Consider the following 18,494-nt stretch of genomic DNA (forward strand, 5'->3'; position numbering starts at 1 on the left):
TTCTTTATTGTAGTACAAATAATAGTCGGGTTCAAATATGGAAAACATAAAAAAGTACCGTATATCCAAAACAGAAAATCGGTACTTTTTAACGTTATTCTAGCTTGTTATTCTTTATAAAAAAATATTTAATAAATCCCAACAGACGCTAATAAAATAGCCGCAACAATTGATATAATCGGGATAACAACAGCTACGACAAAAATGTCTTTGTAGCTATCTTTATGTGTCATGCCTGTAATCGTAAGCAAAGTCAATACAGCTCCATTGTGCGGCATGGCATCGAGTCCTCCAGATGATAAAGACGCAATTCGGTGAAAAGCCTCTGGATCAATACCTGTGCTTAACGCTAATTCATAATATCTTTCTCCCAATGCTTCTAGAGCAATTCCCATTCCTCCAGAAGCCGAACCTGTAGCACCAGCAAGTATATTAACAGCAACTGCTTCTGAAATAAGCGGATTTCCTTTAATCCCCATCAATAGTTCTGTAAGACGATCAAATCCTGGTACCGCCTGCACAACAGTACCAAATCCAACAGCTGCACTCGTGTTAATGATGGCGGTTACGGAACCAACTGCACCATTATTAATTGCTTTAACAAACCCTTTGAACTTGGTAATATTTAAAATCATCAACAGGATAATCCCAGACAATAGGGCAACTACAATATCCCACTCCAAAACATTCAACGTAACAACTACGGTTATTAATGGCAAAATCGATAATATAAAATGTGGGGTATCTCCCTCTACCTTCACAATCTTATTATCCTTTGGCTCTGTATAAAATTCCCCTTTTGCAGATAATTGTTTTTCTCTCCATCGCATATAGTAATAACCACCGACACCCATAATAATCGCAGCGACTATCCCCATAATTGGCGCTGCCATTGCGGTTGTACCAAAGTAAGGCGTTGGGATTAAGTTTTGAATTTGTGGTGTCCCAGGAATTGCTGTCATCGTAAATGTGAATGACCCTAATGCAACTGTGCCTGGTATTAGACGCCTGCTAATGTTTGCTTCACGGAACAGTGTTAGTGCAAGTGGATAAACAGCGAAAACAACGACAAACAAACTAACCCCACCATATGTTAAAACTGCACAGGATACAAGCACCCCTAGTATTGCTCGCTTAGTTCCGATAACTTTTGTTAATGCGATGGCGACCGACTTTGCCATCCCTGTGTCTTCCATCAGCTTTCCAAAAATTGCCCCAAGCATGAATACAGGGAACCATTGCTTTGCAAAGTTAACAAAGCCGCTCATATACGTATTTGTATATGCATCTAGCAAGTCCAGCCCACCAGTTAGTGCAACAACACCAGCAGCAATTGGCGCAATCCAAATGATTGACCACCCTAAATAAGCAAGTGCCATTAAGACAATAAGCCCTAAAATTATCCCAAACATGATACCCCTCCGTCTCTTTATTTATCTAACTTCAATAACCATTGCAATTCCCTGGCCGCCACCAATACAAAGTGAGGCAATACCATATCTCTGCCCTCTTCTCTTCAACTCTTTTACCACAGCGTAAAGCACTCTCGCACCACTTGCTCCAATCGGATGCCCTAATGCAATCGCTCCCCCGTTCACATTTACTTTCTCACGATCTAAACCTAAAGCTTTTTCGACAGCTAAATACTGGGCAGCAAATGCTTCATTTACTTCAATCAAATCGATATCTTCAAGTGTGAGCCCAGCCCTTTTTAAAGCTTGTTGAATCGCTGGAACTGGGCCGATTCCCATATATTCTGGCTCAACCCCAGCAATGCCGTAAGATACGATTCTTGCTAGCGGCTGCAATTGATGCTCTGTTACATAGTTTTCCCCCGCTACAATAACCGCTCCAGCTCCATCATTAATTCCACTCGCATTCCCACCGGTCACCGTTCCACCCCGTTTAAAGGACGGCTTTAAACCTGCAAGCTTCTCAACCGTTGTATCCTCTCGTATATGTTCATCTGTGTTTACGAAGGTTGTGCCATTTCGATGTTTTATTTCAACAGGCACAATTTCCTCATTAAGCTTTCCTTCGTTTCGTGCAGTCGCTGCACGCTTATGACTTAAATAAGCGAATTCATCTTGTTCCTCGCGCGTAATACCATACTTTTCTGCTAGATTTTCTGCCGTCATCCCCATTCCCGAACCGATATATTCATCTGTCAAGGCTGCCCAGAGCATGTCATCCACTTGTGGTGTCTTCAATTTCGTACCAAATCTGCTCCCTCTTAATGCATAAGGAGATAGACTCATATTTTCAATCCCTCCAGCTAGTGCCACTTCTGCCTCACCTAGCATAATCGATTGGGTTGCTGAAATAACTGACTGCAATCCTGAACCACATAAACGATTTACTGTTAGTGCGGGACTGGATATTGGAATACCAGTTTGCAGTGCAATATGCCTTGATAAATAGGGCGCGTTTTTTCCGGAATGGATGACATTCCCTAACACAGTCAAATTAATATCTTCTGCAGGGATGCCACTTCGGCGAATTGCTTCCTTACTAGCGATAACTCCTAGTTCCGTTGGATCTATCCCCTTCAAGCTCCCTCCAAATGTACCAAATGGTGTTCTTGCCCCCTCAACGATATAAACATTTGTCATTTTCCCACTCTCCTATTTTGTTATTACTGTGCCGTGTACCCGCCATCTAATACAATGGCTTGACCTGTAACCCCTTTGGCCTTATCACTTGATAAGAACAACACATAATCCGCTATTTCCTGCACAGCTAACAAGCGTTTCTGTGGTACCAATGGATAAAGCACCTCTTCTAATACTTTTTCAACCGGGATATTACGATTTTTCGCTAAGTCCTCAAACTGTCCTCGAACAAGCGGCGTATCCACATAACCTGGGCACATAGCATTCACTGTAATTCCATTGGCAGCTCCTTCTAATGCCGCTACCTTCGTTAAACCTATAAGCCCGTGCTTAGCACTGTTATATGCTGCCTTGCCCGCAAAGCCAATTACTCCGTTAATCGAAGCCATATTAATAATCCGTCCAAATCCTTGTTCTTTCATTAACGGAAAAACATGTTTCGTTGCCATAAATGGTGCAACTAGCATTACCTTCGTCATGAATTCAAACTTTTCAGTCGGGAAATCTTCAATGGATGCAACATGCTGTAAGCCAGCATTATTAATTAGCACATCCAATCTTCCATATTTTTCTACCGTCTCATCTAAAGCTTGTTGTAGTTCTTTTTCGTTCGTAACATCACATTTCAATCCAATACAATCATAACCATCTTTTCTTAAGTTTTCGGAAACCGCCTGAACCTTTTCAGTGTTAATGTCTGACAAAGCAACCTTGGCACCGTTTTTGGCAAACTCCTTACCAATCTCATATCCGATTCCACTTGCTGCTCCAGTTATAAATACCACTTTGTTGTCTACCATGAATAAATCCTCCTTTTTTAATACGTTCCTATTCGTAAATGCTCACTAATTTTTAGCTCTGCCTCTGTCGATTCCACAATTTCTTCAACTGTCCAGCCTTCTGCTATTTCTATAAGTACAAGACCACTTTCCTCAACATCCATAACCGCACGGTCTGTAATTACTCGGTTTACAACCTGCTTCCCAGTTAGTGGTAAGCTGCATTTCTTTAAAATTTTTGATGTCCCATGCTTATTGACATGATCCATAATAATAACGATTTTTTTTGCTCCGTGCACGATATCCATCGCACCCCCCATACCTTTAATCATTTTTCCTGGAATCATCCAATTTGCTAAATCACCTGTTTCAGATACTTCCATTCCACCGAGAATAGCCAAATCCAAATGTGCTCCACGAATCATCGCAAACGATTCCGCATTACTGAAATAAGAAGCCCCCTCTTGAGCAGTTACCGTTTCTTTACCAGCGTTAATTAAATCAGGATCAACTTCTTCTTTTAGTGGTGATTTCCCTATTCCAAGCAATCCATTTTCTGACTGAAGGACTACCTGTTTTCCACCTTGAATATAATTGGCAACCATTGTTGGCATCCCAATCCCTAGATTAACGTAGGAACCGCTTACAATTTCCCTTTCAGCTCTTCTTGCTATTCGCTCGCGCACCAATGCCTTATCCAATTGGTTTAACATCCGCCATTACCTCCTAAAATTGTGCTATGCTTCTTGTCTTATGGTTAATCGTTCAATTCGCTTCTCTTGTGCCCCTTCAATTAGAGCTTGTACATAGATTCCTGGTGTATGAACATGATCAGGATCAATTGTTCCGGGTTCAACTAATTGTTCTACTTCTGCAATTGTTACTTTTCCTGCCGCTGCCATCATCGGATTAAAATTTCGTGCCGTTTTGTTATAAACCAAGTTCCCCGCATGATCACCAACAGCAGCTCGAATCAAACTGAAATCTGCCTTTAAAGCTGTTTGCAGCAAATATTCTTTGTTATTAAATACACGTACTTCTTCTCCTTCTGCAATCGGAGTTCCCACTCCAGCAGGCGTATAGAATGCTGGGATTCCTGCTCCACCCGCACGAATTCTTTCTGCAAGTGTACCTTGTGGTGTCAACTCTACCTCCAGCTCACCTGCTAATACTTGTCTCTCAAATTCTTTATTTTCGCCAACATAGGAGCCAATCATCTTATCAATTTGATTATTTTTTAGTAGTAAACCGAGGCCCCAATCATCCACCCCACAATTATTCGAGATCACGGTTAAATGCTTTACCTGTGAATCAACAAGAGCTAGAATAAGATTTTCAGGAATTCCAACAAGTCCAAAACCCCCAACCATAATCGTTGAACCATCTTGAATCTCTGCTACTGCTTCTGCAAAGGATGTATAAATTGTTTTCATCTATGCTACTCCCCTTTCCTTCCTTTACTTGCAAAAATCGTGCCAATAAAGATATCTCAAAAAATAGAAAGCTAGCAGTATAATTGAAGTCAACTAAAAACCTTCCTTCCAGTTTCGTGGAAAGAAGGTTCTTCATTATCATTTTTACGAATGTAAGCCCTTTCTTTTCGTGCTTTTCATACTTTCCAAAATTGCGGAATAGATTCCGTATTTGTGGAATTTTATAATTGATGTTTTTTCATTTTTTCATAAAAACTAGATTTTCCGACACCAAGTAAGCTAGCCGCTCTTAATTTATCTCCACCTGCCCTTTCAATCGCATTTTCGATTGCTTGCCTCTCTGCCCTAGCTAAAACTTCTTTTAAATTCATACTTTGCTTCGTTGTATAATGATTTGACTGCATTTGATCTGGCAAATCTTCTAGTTTAATAATTTCCGTGTTTGTAAGATGTACAGCGGATTCAATTACATTTTCCAGCTCTCTGACATTGCCCGGCCATTCATGATGCATGAAAAAATCCATTACTGCCGCTTCAAAGCTGATCACTCGTTTACCTGTACGTTTTGTAATTTTAGCTAGTAAAAATTTTGCAAGCACCCGAATATCCTCTACCCGTTCGCGTAGAGGAGGAATTTTTATCGGAATGACATTGATCCGGTAATAAAGATCCTCCCTGAAACGATTTTCCTTAATTAATGTTTCTAATGATTGGTTCGTTGCTGCAATAATTCGCACATCAATTTTTTGTGTTTTTTCCGAGCCGATTGCTTCAACTTCTCCCTCCTGTAGAACACGGAGAATTTTCACTTGGGCATCTAATGGCATATCCCCAATCTCATCCAAAAAAAGTGTGCCACTATCTGCCAATTGGAATTTCCCTAGCTTGCCTCCTTTTTTGGCACCTGTAAACGCACCGCCTTCATAACCAAACAATTCGGACTCAAGCAAATCTACTGGAATTGCTGCACAATTTACTTTTACAAACGGCTTCATACTTCGTTCGCTTAATTGATGAATACTATGAGCAAACAATTCTTTTCCTGTACCACTTTCTCCCATTAATAAAATAGAAACATCTCCAGAAGAAATCTTCATAACTTTTTCTTTAATTTTATTTATTTGTATGGAACTGCCAACAATATCTTGCAGGGAGTAAGTTGCTCCATTTTGATTGCCTAACTTCTTTTTATATTGTTCAATCTCCAATAATAGATCCTTAATATGCGAATTCATTTTCATCCATTCTTTTGTATCCCGATATAGTACCGTACCGACTGCACCGACTATTTTCCCTTTTGAACAAAGCGGAACTCGATTAGCAATCATATGATTCCCTCTAATGAATTGAATATCTGCAATTTCCTCCTTACCTGTTTGAGCGACAATATGCATTCTTGTATTTTCAATGACATCTTGTACATGTTTGCCGATAGCATCCTCTAATTTAACACCTATAAACTTACAATAATTATCATTAAGATACGTAACTAAACCTTGACCATCTACAACAACAAAGCAAAAATTCGACTTTTCGAAAATAGTTTCAATGATTTCTTCTTTATATTCATTATTTAACAGCATATTCTCTCTCCCAACACTAAACATTTGCTAATCAGTTATTGTTTTTAATTCGTTATATGCTTTCTATTATATACATACAAAAACAGAAGCACACTAATTTACATGCGCTTTCATAATGTCTTAGTCAATTAACCTTCATTCACTTGAATACCAAACATTTTAAATGCTGGCCCCCAATAAGTATATCCGTATCACATGTTATAAGCGTGAAATCTTTTCCATCATTAAATTTTTAAAATAACATATATTCTAATGTACTTCCTTTATAAAAATAGGAGGGGTTGGATGAAAAATGACTCTAATACCGACAGCCAGGATACACAGGATACATCCTTAGATAATAGTCTTCAACTCGCTTTAATTGCGTCAGCACTTACTACGTTAGCTGATTTAATTGCCACCTTTGCAGCATTAGAAGCTATTGATGAAGCACGTATTCAAAATGAAGCAGATAAACAAGCTCAAGAATCATTAGAAGCAAGGTTTAAAACCATAGAGGATCAACTTAAAAATCTGGAAGGCGAAATACAAAGCTTAAAATCAGGCAGCTAACTATACCTATTAACCTATGAAAACAATCGTGCTTCTATTTCGAATCCATCCTCCTAGTGATTATATAGTACGAAAAACAAGGATAAATAAACCCCCATAACAGCATGAGGGCTTATTCCTTCTAAATGTTTCCTTCTAGAAATGTCGCTTACAACAATGACAGAATTTCTTCTTACATTTATGACAATCTGTCTGAAAATCACCAATGTAGTTATTTTTTGGATAACCATAATAATGGTGCTCTTCCTTCTTGTTGAACCAGTGTTGTTGACACCAATCTTCGTGCTTCCTTTTACATGGATCTTTCTTGTGGAAGTAATCGTATTGACACCAATCTTCGTGCTTCTTTTTACATGGATCGTAACAATACATAATTTATCTCTCCTTTCTCTTTCAATATACGCACTTAAGAAAAAAGGGATTAGACAAATCTAATAGTATATAACACATTTTTAGTTTTACAGTATCCATCATCAATAGATCTATTTGTTCAGGCATCAGAAACTCTATAGCACAAGGAAATTGGACTACTTTTTGATCATGTTCGTAAAAAGAAAAAAGGCAAAGGAATGAGAACCACTCAAACCTTTGCCTTCATTGACTTATATAGCGCGCCCAGAGGGATTCGAACCCCCGACAAACCTGGTACCGGAAACCAGTGCTCTATCCAACTGAGCTATGGGCGCATAGATTTTATAAATTTGACACATATTCTATTATAACCGGATTTTGATAGGGAAACAAGCCTTTTTTACAAATGAATGCTTACAAAGATACTTCTACCTTGATTAAATAGAAAGCAAGTTATCGAAAATCGATAACCCGCTTTCAGGATAACCTTATTCTAACCCTTTAGTCCATTCAGCTACTTTATCTGGATTTGCTTCCACCCATTCAGCTGCTGCATCTTCTGGACTTGTACCTTCCTGAATTGCTACCATTACTTCTTCCATATCTTCTAATTCCCAGTAGAAATTATCGAGAACTTGATAGGCTTCCGGAAGATCTTCTTCTAACCCTTCACGTACCATTGTTTTCAAAACTTCCGCTTCTCCAAATGTACCTTCAGGGTCTTCTAAATATTTTAAATCATACGTTTGGAATTTCCAGTGCGGGGACCAGCCCGTAACAATAATCTCTTCTTCATTATTGTAAGCCTCACCTAAAGCCGTTGCCATCGCACCACCAGAAGAAGTTTGGACTTCCCAGCCATCAAGATTATCATAGTCTTCTACTGCTTGCTCTGCAGCAGCAACAACTCCAGCACCAGCATCGATACCTGTAATTGTCATACCTGCTTCATCTGTTAAATCTGCAATGGAATCAACATCCATATAAGATGGCACAACTAAACCAATTGCCGCTCCTTCAAGGTTTTCACCAAGATCAACAACTTGGTCGCCATACGTCTCAAATTGAGCAGAATGAGTACCTGGCATCCATGCTGAAACCATTCCATCTGCTTCACCGCTTGCAACAGCTTCCCACATTACTGCATTATCAAGTGGGGTTAAGCTAACGTCATATCCTAAATCCTCTAACACTTTACCAACAACATGCGTAGAAGCTATTTCTGTATCCCACTCTACGTATGCTAACTCAATCGCGTCCCCATCAACAATAGCATCCTCCGAACCATTACCAGACTCATCAGATCCACCACATGCAGCAAGTAACGCTAATAAAAGTACAGCAACTAGACTTAATAATTTCTTGTTACGTTTTAACATCGCTATTGATCTCCCCTTTTTTAAAATTTATATATGGAAACTTTTCACATTGAAAAGATGCCAACATGTATTAATCTTTTTTCTTATTCATATTTTGTGTAATTCGATCAATAATAATCGCTAAAATTACAATACCGATACCAGCAACAAATCCCGGTCCGACTTGCGCACGTTGTAAGGAGGAAAGAACCTCTCTTCCTAATCCTGGTGCTCCAATCATCGATGCAATAACAACCATCGATAAAGCAAGCATAACAGTCTGGTTAATCCCTGCCATAATTGTCGCTTTTGCCATAGGCAGTTCCACTTTAAACAATTTTTGCGCTCCAGTACTGCCAAATGCATCCGCAGCTTCCACTAAATCTTTCGAAACTTGACGAATACCTAGGTTTGTAAATCTCACCGTAGGAGGAGTTGCAAATATTAAAGATGCAAACACACCTGGTACCATTCCAATACCGAAAAATGCAACGGCTGGAATTAAATAAACAAATGCTGGCATAGTTTGCATGAAATCTAATATCGGTGTAAAAATTGCATTTGCCGTTTTACTTTTTGACATAAGAATACCGATTGGGACACCGATAATAACCGATAAAATACTAGCCAATAACACAAGTGTCACAGTGTTCATCAGGTTATCCCAATGTCCTTGATTATAAATCAACCAAAGACCAACAATAGAGAAGACAGCTAACCCAAACTTCTTACCAGAAATAAAGAATGCTAGAATAGCAATTACGATAATAAATATTATCGGCGGAATATTCATTAGCACGTCTTCTGACATGAATTCCATAAAGGTTCCAAAATGTTCCTTGATTGGATTAAATAAAAATGAAAATTTATCCGTTATAAAGTCCGTTACGGCAGTTGCTGCATCTGATAACGGTATTTCTGGTATAAAATCTAATGCATTATTAAGCATTTAAGTTCACCTCACTATCGCTTGCTAGTGCGGCTATTACAGCTCCGCGCACAATGATTCCTTCTAACTTCTCATCTTTCATGACTGCTACTGGTGTTTGAGAGTCATAAATGATATTGAAGATATCCTGCATCGCTGTGTCACGATTTACTTTCGGTATATCTGTTCGAATTATTTCTTTTAAATCCTTAATATCTTTTTTGCGGGCTTCTGAAGCATCTTCAGCTGTAACATAACCTTTTAAATTCCGTTTGCTGTCGATGACTAAAATACTTGATATTCCTTCTTCACGCATCCGCTCTAGTGCAACTCTAGGACCATGCTTTTCAATATTTACTGTTTCAGGACGCTTCATAATATGCTGTGCAGTCAAGATTTTAGAGATATCTACGTCTTCAACGAATTTTTCAACATAATCGTTAGCAGGGCTTACTAGTATTTCTTCAGGTGTACCAATCTGAACGATAACACCATCCTTCATTAAAGCAATCCGATCGCCAAGACGAAGCGCTTCATCTAGATCATGGGTAATAAAAATAATTGTCTTTTGCATCGTAGACTGTAAATCTATCAATTCATCCTGCATTTCTTTACGAATAAGTGGATCCAATGCAGAGAATGCTTCATCCATTAACAATACCTTCGGATCGTTAGCAAGTGCCCTTGCAAGACCAACCCGCTGCTGCATTCCGCCTGATAATTGACTAGGCTTTTGATAGATATAGTCTCCCAATCCAACCAATTCCAAAGCTTTTTTTGCTCTTTCTTCCCTTTCTTCTTTCGGCACATTTTGAATTTCAAGCCCATACTCCGTATTTTTCAAAATGGTTCGATGCGGAAATAGAGCAAACTGTTGGAAAACCATACTTAGCTTCTCTCTACGAACCCGGCGTAACGAAGACTTATCCATTTTCGATAAGTCTTCTCCATCAATTAAAATATTACCTTCAGTAGGTTCAATTAATCGGTTAAGCAAGCGAACTAAAGTAGATTTACCACTTCCGGATAATCCCATAATGACAAAAATTTCACCGGCCTCAACAGAAAACGAAGCCCGGTTTACCCCAACGGTACTTCCTGTTTCCTTTAAAATCTCTTCCTTTGTTAAACCTTCATCCAATAATTTTAATGCCTGTTTTTTGTTTTTACCAAAAACCTTCGATAAGTTTTTCGCCTCAATTACTGGCATGCCTCTCACCTCTCTTTTAGTCTTGCAGTGTGTACGAATGACATATGTTAATAGTCTTACTACTTTTCTACCAGACATAAGCCATTAGAAAATTGGCTAGACGCCAAAGCTTTCACTACGTAAAGTGTGCAATATCTTATTGAATTTCTAAAACATTATTTGTAATTCAAAAGAAAAATTTCTCAAAAAAGCAAAGCCACTTATACCCGAACAGCAATTAGTCACTTTACAACTATAAACCTTTCCGATTTTAACTACAAACTTTAAATTCGGTTGTTTTTGTATGTTTTATACGTACAGTTTAAATTGCACGAACTTCACCTCTGTTATTCGCTTATTTCCGTTTATTTTCTCCAAAATACTGCTTAACAGCATATTTTTAATACCTACCATTTTCATGTATGCTTTTATTGGGACAGTATAGGAGGATGCTATGGGCAAGCTTCAAACGAACGATATAATAGTGAATATCATGATTGAATTCTCAAAGACAATTGAATTGTTTGGACTAACAACTGTAGAAGCACGATTGTTTGCATATCTTTATTTATCAGAAGAGGATCTAACATTAGATGAGATGGCAGACGCATTAGGAAAAAGCAAAACATCTATTAGCACGAACATTCGAAGTCTGGCTGAATTAAACCTTGTTACACGCGTGTGGAAAAAAGGGGTAAGAAAAGATTTATATCAAGCAAATTCCCAACTTTTTAAAACATTTATGACTTCCTTTCAGAGGAAATGGATTGACATAGCACGTCGTCAAAAAATCTCCTTAGAGGAAATAAACAACCACTATAAAGAAAAAAGCAGCAACGAGTTAACTTTAGAAGAGCAAACAATCCTAACAGAGCGATTGAATGAAATCATCATCTTTCATGCGCAGATCGAAACACTTTTTAAGAACATGAAACCAAATTAAGCAGCTGCAATTCCATTAGTTAGCTAGTTGTTATCCGTGATATAATAAGAGCCAAGTAAGAAATGAAGGTATAATTACTTACTTGGCTCTTATTCATATAGTCTTCCGCACATTGATGCTTAACTCAAGAAAAAGGTTTATAATGCAAAAATAAGGGAATCATGGAGTATAGATTTTTTAACAAATATATTTCTTTTCGTTTGACCTTTATTGACCATTAAGCTATTATGAAATTATATCCATAAAATGTACAATCAAATGGGTGTACGAAGTTACAGACTAAAGGAGGATTTACAATGAATTTAGTACCTACAGTTATTGAACAAACCAACCGTGGAGAGCGCGCATATGATATTTACTCACGTTTACTTAAAGACCGCATTATTTTACTAGGCAGTGGAATCGATGACAATGTGGCCAACTCAATCGTAGCCCAATTGCTTTTCCTAGAAGCTGAAGATCCAGACAAAGATATTTCATTATACATCAACTCACCGGGTGGATCCATTACAGCTGGAATGGCTATTTACGATACAATGAATTTCATCAAGCCAGATGTATCTACAATTTGTATCGGTATGGCGGCATCAATGGGTGCATTCTTACTTACCGCCGGTGAAAAAGGAAAACGCTATGCATTACCAAATAGTGAAATTATGATTCACCAACCTTTAGGTGGAACTCAAGGGCAAGCAACAGATATTGAAATTCATGCGAAGCGTATTATTGAAATTAAGCGCAGAATGAACGAAATTATGGCTGAAAAAACTGGTCAACCACTAGAAGTTATCGAACGTGATACAGAACGTGATAACTTTATGACTGCACAGGCATCCGTAGAATATGGTTTGATTGACAAAATTTTAGAGCGTAAAGAAGAAAAATAAACCCATCAATAACTCGAGCCTGCAGGAACATTATAATGTTCCTGCAGGCTCTTTACATAGCTTTTATAAAAACGTTATATCAAAAAACGTAATTTTAGACAGAGATGCATCACCTAATGAGTCAAATTTCCTCTTAAGGCTTTGCAACAAACGAAACAAGGTGATCAACGGCCATCTCTTCATCAGCCCCATCACCAATTAATACAATATCTTCACCCTTTGTAATTGCGAGACTCATCAACCCCATAATACTTTTGGCATTTACTTTCTTACCATCTTTCTCCAGAAATATATTTGCAGAATAGCGATTCGCTTCCTGTACAAATTGCGCTGCAGGTCTAGCCTGTAACCCTGTCTCTAATTCAACCTTAACCGACCTTTCAATCAAATCATCCATCCTCCTCATTTTTAGAAAACGCTATCATCTACATACACTACTGAAATTCTCTTTGATTTAGAAGCAGATAGGAAGGCTTTTATCTTTTCTATCTGCCTCTAAAGATTTTACTTTAATTAAACGGTAATCCTTTGAATTATCAGTATTATAACATGAATAGCAAAACGAATGTAGTAATTTACTTACTAATTCTTTAACATCGTTTCCCCACGCCGTATTTTGTCTGCGAAATCATCAATTTTTTTCAACCGGTGATTCACTCCAGATTTGGATATTTTACCACTTGTTACCAATTCCCCTAACTCCTTTAAGGAAACATCCTCATGCTGTACACGAAGCTTGGCAATTTCCTGCAATTTTTCAGGCAGTTGATCTAAACCAACTGTTTTCTCGATTAGTTTTATATTTTCAATCTGCCTAAATGCTGCTCCTATGGTTTTATTTAAGTTTGCTGTTTCACAATTCACTAATCGATTGACAGAGTTCCGCATATCTCTTACGATTCGGACATCCTCAAATTTAAAAAGTGCATTATGCGCTCCAATGATGCTTAAAAACTCTGTTATTTTCTCAGCTTCCTTAATATATACGATATATCCATTCTTTCTTTCTAATGTGCGAGCACGTAAATCAAAAGCATTCAATAATTCACATAATGCATCATTATGCTCTTGATAGAAGTTAGAGATTTCAAGATGATAGGATGAGGTTTCTGGATTGTTAATCGAGCCACCTGCAAGAAATGCACCACGCAAATAAGATCTTCGACAGCATTCGCTTTCCAAATATTTCTTTGAAATTGTACGTACGACCTTATAAGGTTCATGGATAATATCTAAGTCTTCCAAAAAAGGTTCGACATCATTTTTCATTCGTACGATGTATACATTATTTTTTTTCAATTTCATTTTTTTACGAACCAGCAGTTCAACTGGCAGTGAGTAATTCTGCTTAATTAAAGTATATATTCTCCTTGCAATAGCTGCATTCTCTGTTTGTACATCAAGTGAATAACCATACCTTGATAATGAAACCGCTCCATTCATTCGAATTAAAGCCGCTAGCTCTGCAACTTGGCAACATTCTTCAACTTCTATCGTTGTCAATTCCTTTTTAATTTCCGAAGCAAAGGACATGATAGCCCCCCTTACCATTCCTCATATATATGAGTTATTCTTTTTGTAGTGGTGTTGTTCAAAAAGCACGGTTCTCCTTTTTGAACAAGTACTTATAAGATTGAATATAATAGCTTTGCAATTTTCGTATTATCATGCCTCACAGTAGCTTGTGAATGATCAATGATATCTCCTTCAATAATTTCAAGACCCATATCGATCAATCGTTCCGTGTCATAAATAACTGGTACTGCATTTTCTTCTGCATAAACTGCCTGAATCGACTTTTCAATTGGTTCATTATGTACGACTATTGCATCAATACACCCTTCTCCAATATGATCGGTAATTGCTCGCACATGATCAGAAGCAGCATATCCAGTTGTTTCACCGAATTGAGTCATGACATTACAAACATATACAACTTTTGCTTTCGTAGTCTTGAGAGATTCTTTTACCTGGGGAATGATCAAGTTAGGCATAATACTTGTATATAGACTCCCTGGTGAGATGACGACTAAATCCGCCGCGTCAATCGCTCTAACTGCATTCGGGAGTGGCTTAATTGGTTGTGGGCTTAAAAAAACACGTTTGATTCGTTTATTCAAAAGCGGAATATTTGATTCCCCAGAGACTATTGTTCCATCCACCATTTCTGCATGTAATGACATGTTGTCATTAGATATTGGATAAATCTTTCCTTTCACATTTAAAACGCGTGATATTTCTTTTATCCCTGTATTAAAATTACCTGTCACAGATGTCATTGCTGCAAGCAGAAGATTGCCTAATGAATGACCAGACAGACCATTCCCCTCTGCGAATCGATGTTGAAATAGTTCGAGAAGCATTGGTTCTGCGTCTGATAATGCGGCAATTACATTTCGAATATCACCTGGTGCTGGCATTGCCATTTCATTTCTTAACCGGCCACTACTGCCGCCATCATCAGCAACTGTTACGAGTGCAGTAAGCTCTATTGGCAAATCTTTTAGTCCTCTTAACAATACTGGCATGCCTGTTCCACCACCAATAGCAACAACTCGAGGGAATTTTTGATTATTCATTTTAATGTCCCTTTCTTTTATCAATATCCCGGTGGCTGACATGCGTAATATAGCCGGTTGAGAGCTCTTTTGCAAAAAACTCAGCTAATGCTACAGAACGATGCTGCCCTCCAGTACAACCAATTGCTACAACAAGCTGGGATTTCCCCTCTTTTTTGTATTGCGGAAGCATGAATTTTAACAGGTCTAGTACTTTATCATTAAATTTCTGTGTGTCCGACCATTTGAACACATATGAAGCTACATCTTGGTTCAATCCTGTTAGTGGTTGCAGGTTAGCAACATAATGAGGATTTGGTAAAAACCGTACATCAAACACTAAGTCCGCATCAATTGGAAGACCATACTTAAACCCAAAAGATAGGAAATGCACAGAAAAAATTTCTTGCTTTTCTTCCGAGTAGACTTTTAGAATTTTCTCACGAAGATTTCTTGGCTTTAAATTCGTTGTATCTATAATCCGCTGTGCCCGGCCACGAAGCTCATCCAAAATTTCACGTTCTTTTGTTATACCATTTAACGGAAGTCCTCCTGTGGCTAGTGGGTGTGATCGTCTCGTTTCCTTATATCGTGAAACAAGCGCTTCATCCTTTGCATCCAAAAATAGGATATGCTCATTTAGCCATTCCTCTTGCCCAAGAACATCTAATGCTTCAAATAACGAATCGAAAAATTCACGGCCTCTTAAATCCATTACTAATGCTACTTTACGAATATTGTTCGTGGAATCCTTCATGAGATCTAAAAACTTAGGCAACAATGCTGGTGGAAGGTTATCTACACAATAGTATCCTAAGTCTTCGAAACTTTGTATTGCTACTGTTTTACCAGCTCCAGACATACCTGTAATAATAACCATGTTTGTTTCCTGTTCGATATTCATTAAGTATCTCTCCTTCTTATACATAAAAGGATGTTTGGGTCTGCTAATTCCTTTTGTATTCCATCTATAACTAAGATATGCTGAGGCCAATATCTTACATTCATGATTAACTAACTATTATTTAAGTACTTACTTTCATTATACTATGAACGAAACCTTTCCAACAAGGATAGAAAAAAAGAGTATTTTTGACAAATATGGACAAACTTACACTCAAAAAAAAACACAGGTGATATACACCTGTGCAATAAACTAATTTATCTATTAAAAGGGGGTCAATTAGTTATTTATAGTGTACCCCATTTATGTTGCGAACGTATTACAACACCATTAAGAAGCAGTTACTAATAGTAAATTTTTTTACACATATATTATTTATTTGCTGTTTTCAACTTTTCTGCAAGGTCTTCAACATATTTAATCGCGGCTTCTGCTGCAATACTTCCATCACCAGTAGCTGTCACAATTTGTCGAAGTGTTTTTTCACGAATATCCCCCGCCGCAAAAATTCCCGGAAGCTTTGTTTCCATATTTTCATTCGTTGGAATATAGCCTTCACCATTTGTAATACCAAGTGATTTAAACGGCTCACTAAGTGGAACCATCCCAATATATACAAACACGCCGTCAGCCGCAAATTCCGATACTTCACCAGTGTTTTTATTTTCCAAGGTTACACTGCTTACTTTCCCTTCAGGACCATTAATTGTATTCACAACAGTATCCCAAATGAAATCAATTTTGTCATTATCGAATGCGCGTTCTTGAATAATTCTTTGAGCACGAAGCTCATCACGACGGTGTATAATCGTTACTTTATCAGCAAATCGAGTCAAGTAAATTCCTTCTTCAACTGCTGAGTCTCCTCCGCCAATTACGGCAATATTTTTCTGTTTAAAGAAAGCCCCATCACATACAGCACAATAAGACACACCGCGTCCTCCAAGTTCTTCTTCACCTTGGATACCTAATTTCTTGTATTGTGCTCCAGTTGCAATAATAATAGCTCGCGTTTGAAACTCTTTGTTACTAGTGACAATTGTTTTATAATCGCCATGGTCAATGACCTCTTTAATATCGCCATAAGCATATTCAGCACCGAATTTTTTGGCGTGCTCAAACATCTTATTCGATAAATCTGGCCCTAAAATATGATCATAACCGGGATAGTTTTCCACATCTTCTGTGTTCGCCATTTGTCCACCAGGGATACCACGCTCTAGCATTAACGTATCTAAATTTGCACGAGAAGCATAAACGGCAGCAGTCATTCCCGCTGGTCCAGCTCCTGCGATAATCACATCATACATTCGTTCTTCGGACATTAAAATCGCCCCTTCAATTCATATATATTTTTATCATATTCAGTGTATAAAATCCTGCAACGTCCGTCTATCTTTCTGCTCAAGGAGTCACTACTTAACTCCATGGTCCGTCTTCTTTTGAAAGCGTGGGATGCTTTTTGCAGCCTTCTTCCCACAGTGCTAGTGCTTTGCTTGGGTCTCCAGTTTGATATGCGGATACACTGTACCATTTATAATAAGACAGATGGTTTTTCACCTTTTCTTTCGTTAACGTACGAAAACGAGAGAAAGCTTCTTCATGATTTCCAGTTCTTGAAAATGTTACTGCGATTCGCAGCTTCTGCTGTTCATGAATGGGATATATATTTTTTAATACATGTATATGTTTTTCATAATTCTGTTTCTCATTCATTTCATAATAAAATAAAGCTAGATTAATGTGACTGTACAATGCATTCGGATCCTCATTTAACATATCTAACTCAAGCTGTACGGCTTCCTGTTGCTTACCAGTAAAAAACAATGCATGTGTATAATCATGCTGTGCCATTGTGTATTCTGGAAAAAGGATTTTCATCTCTTCAAGAAGAGGCATTGCTTTATCCCATTCCTTATTTTCCATATGATAAAACACTGTTTCCTGTAAAATTAACAGTTCATCTTCATCCTCAAAAAACCAGTCTTCATCTTCTTCATCGTCGTCGATATCAAGCACTTCAATTAAACTTTTTGCTTCCTCGCTAAAATCTCCATCTGGTTCTTTTTCCAAATAAGAGTTAGCATACTTTTTGGCATCATTTAAAAGTCCAAGATGTGCATAATTGTTCGCTATTAAATAATAACAATCAATATAGTCGCTGGATTGTAATACATTGGTAAGTAGTTGGTTCGCTGTATGATAAGCACCAGTTTCCGTATATATAATCGACATTTGACATTTATATAATGGTTCATTAGGATTTTGCTCAATCGCTTTATTCAGCCATTTTATCGCTACATCAAACTTTCTTTTTTGAAAAGCTTCTACACCTTTCGTAAAATAAAATTCACTTTCAGGGATAAAAGGGATGATCTTATTTGATTTCATTTCCTTATTCTTCTTCACGTGCATAG

General features: G+C 37.8%; 18 protein-coding genes and 1 tRNA gene. 3 read left to right on the forward strand and 16 right to left on the reverse strand.

Translation table 11 applies throughout. The features are described 5' to 3' along the window. Positions 1-128: 128 nt before the first annotated feature. The 6 genes from MHH64_RS17040 to MHH64_RS17065 all read right to left on the reverse strand — a co-directional run bounded on the left by MHH64_RS17040 (position 129) and on the right by MHH64_RS17065 (position 6,407). On the reverse strand, positions 129-1,412 hold the full coding sequence (locus tag MHH64_RS17040) for a GntP family permease (protein ID WP_340002088.1): 1,284 nt from the start codon (positions 1,410-1,412) through the stop codon (positions 129-131). A 21-nt stretch (positions 1,413-1,433) separates the two neighbouring features. Continuing rightward, positions 1,434-2,612: a thiolase family protein gene (locus MHH64_RS17045; protein WP_340002089.1), complete on the reverse strand. Its 1,179-nt coding sequence runs from the start codon at positions 2,610-2,612 to the stop codon at positions 1,434-1,436. A gap of 23 nt (positions 2,613-2,635) precedes the next feature. Further along, positions 2,636-3,412 (reverse strand): 3-hydroxybutyrate dehydrogenase, encoded by a 777-nt coding sequence (locus MHH64_RS17050; RefSeq protein WP_340002090.1) that lies wholly within the window; start codon positions 3,410-3,412, stop codon positions 2,636-2,638. Positions 3,413-3,429: 17 nt separating this feature from the next. Beyond that, positions 3,430-4,104 (reverse strand): 3-oxoacid CoA-transferase subunit B, encoded by a 675-nt coding sequence (locus MHH64_RS17055; protein WP_118889684.1) that lies wholly within the window; start codon positions 4,102-4,104, stop codon positions 3,430-3,432. A 24-nt stretch (positions 4,105-4,128) separates the two neighbouring features. Continuing rightward, positions 4,129-4,824: a CoA transferase subunit A gene (locus MHH64_RS17060; RefSeq protein ID WP_340002091.1), complete on the reverse strand. Its 696-nt coding sequence runs from the start codon at positions 4,822-4,824 to the stop codon at positions 4,129-4,131. Between the two features lie 221 nt (positions 4,825-5,045). Beyond that, the gene (locus MHH64_RS17065) at positions 5,046-6,407 is read right to left on the reverse strand and encodes a sigma 54-interacting transcriptional regulator (RefSeq protein ID WP_340002092.1); all 1,362 of its coding nucleotides are present in this window, start codon (positions 6,405-6,407) and stop codon (positions 5,046-5,048) included. A gap of 285 nt (positions 6,408-6,692) precedes the next feature. Here MHH64_RS17065 and MHH64_RS17070 point away from each other — a divergent pair, with 285 nt between their 5' ends. Beyond that, entirely contained in the window at positions 6,693-6,959 is a 267-nt protein-coding gene (locus tag MHH64_RS17070; RefSeq protein WP_303448158.1) for a hypothetical protein, read from the forward strand. A 610-nt stretch (positions 6,960-7,569) separates the two neighbouring features. Here the strand turns inward: MHH64_RS17070 and MHH64_RS17075 are convergent. The 4 genes from MHH64_RS17075 to MHH64_RS17090 all read right to left on the reverse strand — a co-directional run bounded on the left by MHH64_RS17075 (position 7,570) and on the right by MHH64_RS17090 (position 10,806). Continuing rightward, a tRNA-Arg gene (locus MHH64_RS17075) sits at positions 7,570-7,645 on the reverse strand. Between the two features lie 153 nt (positions 7,646-7,798). Beyond that, positions 7,799-8,689 carry a glycine betaine ABC transporter substrate-binding protein gene (locus MHH64_RS17080; protein WP_095311217.1) on the reverse strand — a complete coding sequence of 297 codons (891 nt, stop codon included), beginning with the start codon at positions 8,687-8,689 and terminating at the stop codon, positions 7,799-7,801. A gap of 70 nt (positions 8,690-8,759) precedes the next feature. Beyond that, positions 8,760-9,617 carry an ABC transporter permease subunit gene (locus MHH64_RS17085; protein WP_095311215.1) on the reverse strand — a complete coding sequence of 286 codons (858 nt, stop codon included), beginning with the start codon at positions 9,615-9,617 and terminating at the stop codon, positions 8,760-8,762. Then, positions 9,610-10,806 (reverse strand): glycine betaine/L-proline ABC transporter ATP-binding protein, encoded by a 1,197-nt coding sequence (locus MHH64_RS17090; protein WP_340002093.1) that lies wholly within the window; start codon positions 10,804-10,806, stop codon positions 9,610-9,612. The genes MHH64_RS17085 and MHH64_RS17090 overlap by 8 nt, the downstream gene beginning before the upstream one ends. Before the next feature lie 433 nt (positions 10,807-11,239). Here MHH64_RS17090 and MHH64_RS17095 point away from each other — a divergent pair, with 433 nt between their 5' ends. Both MHH64_RS17095 and clpP read left to right on the forward strand, forming a co-directional pair. Continuing rightward, positions 11,240-11,728 carry a MarR family transcriptional regulator gene (locus MHH64_RS17095; protein ID WP_340002094.1) on the forward strand — a complete coding sequence of 163 codons (489 nt, stop codon included), beginning with the start codon at positions 11,240-11,242 and terminating at the stop codon, positions 11,726-11,728. 296 nt (positions 11,729-12,024) lie between these two features. Further along, the gene (clpP, locus tag MHH64_RS17100; RefSeq protein ID WP_095311210.1) at positions 12,025-12,615 is read left to right on the forward strand and encodes an ATP-dependent Clp endopeptidase proteolytic subunit ClpP; all 591 of its coding nucleotides are present in this window, start codon (positions 12,025-12,027) and stop codon (positions 12,613-12,615) included. 133 nt (positions 12,616-12,748) lie between these two features. Here clpP and MHH64_RS17105 read toward each other — a convergent pair whose 3' ends face one another. The 6 genes from MHH64_RS17105 to MHH64_RS17130 all read right to left on the reverse strand — a co-directional run bounded on the left by MHH64_RS17105 (position 12,749) and on the right by MHH64_RS17130 (position 18,492). Beyond that, positions 12,749-13,003, reverse strand: coding sequence for an HPr family phosphocarrier protein (locus tag MHH64_RS17105; protein WP_095311468.1), 255 nt, complete (start codon positions 13,001-13,003; stop codon positions 12,749-12,751). A gap of 194 nt (positions 13,004-13,197) precedes the next feature. Beyond that, a complete protein-coding gene (gene whiA, locus MHH64_RS17110; RefSeq protein ID WP_095311209.1) occupies positions 13,198-14,148 on the reverse strand; it encodes a DNA-binding protein WhiA in 951 nt (316 codons plus the stop codon). Between the two features lie 92 nt (positions 14,149-14,240). Then, entirely contained in the window at positions 14,241-15,194 is a 954-nt protein-coding gene (locus MHH64_RS17115; protein ID WP_095311207.1) for a YvcK family protein, read from the reverse strand. Between the two features lies 1 nt (position 15,195). Further along, positions 15,196-16,077 (reverse strand): RNase adapter RapZ, encoded by an 882-nt coding sequence (gene rapZ, locus MHH64_RS17120; protein WP_095311206.1) that lies wholly within the window; start codon positions 16,075-16,077, stop codon positions 15,196-15,198. A gap of 371 nt (positions 16,078-16,448) precedes the next feature. Next, positions 16,449-17,402, reverse strand: coding sequence for a thioredoxin-disulfide reductase (gene trxB / locus MHH64_RS17125; protein ID WP_095311204.1), 954 nt, complete (start codon positions 17,400-17,402; stop codon positions 16,449-16,451). A gap of 94 nt (positions 17,403-17,496) precedes the next feature. Then, positions 17,497-18,492, reverse strand: coding sequence for a hypothetical protein (locus MHH64_RS17130; RefSeq protein ID WP_118889672.1), 996 nt, complete (start codon positions 18,490-18,492; stop codon positions 17,497-17,499). Positions 18,493-18,494: the final 2 nt, after the last annotated feature.

The organism is Oceanobacillus sp. FSL K6-0127 (genome assembly GCF_037983385.1).
GTDB lineage: Bacteria > Bacillota > Bacilli > Bacillales > Amphibacillaceae > Oceanobacillus > Oceanobacillus profundus.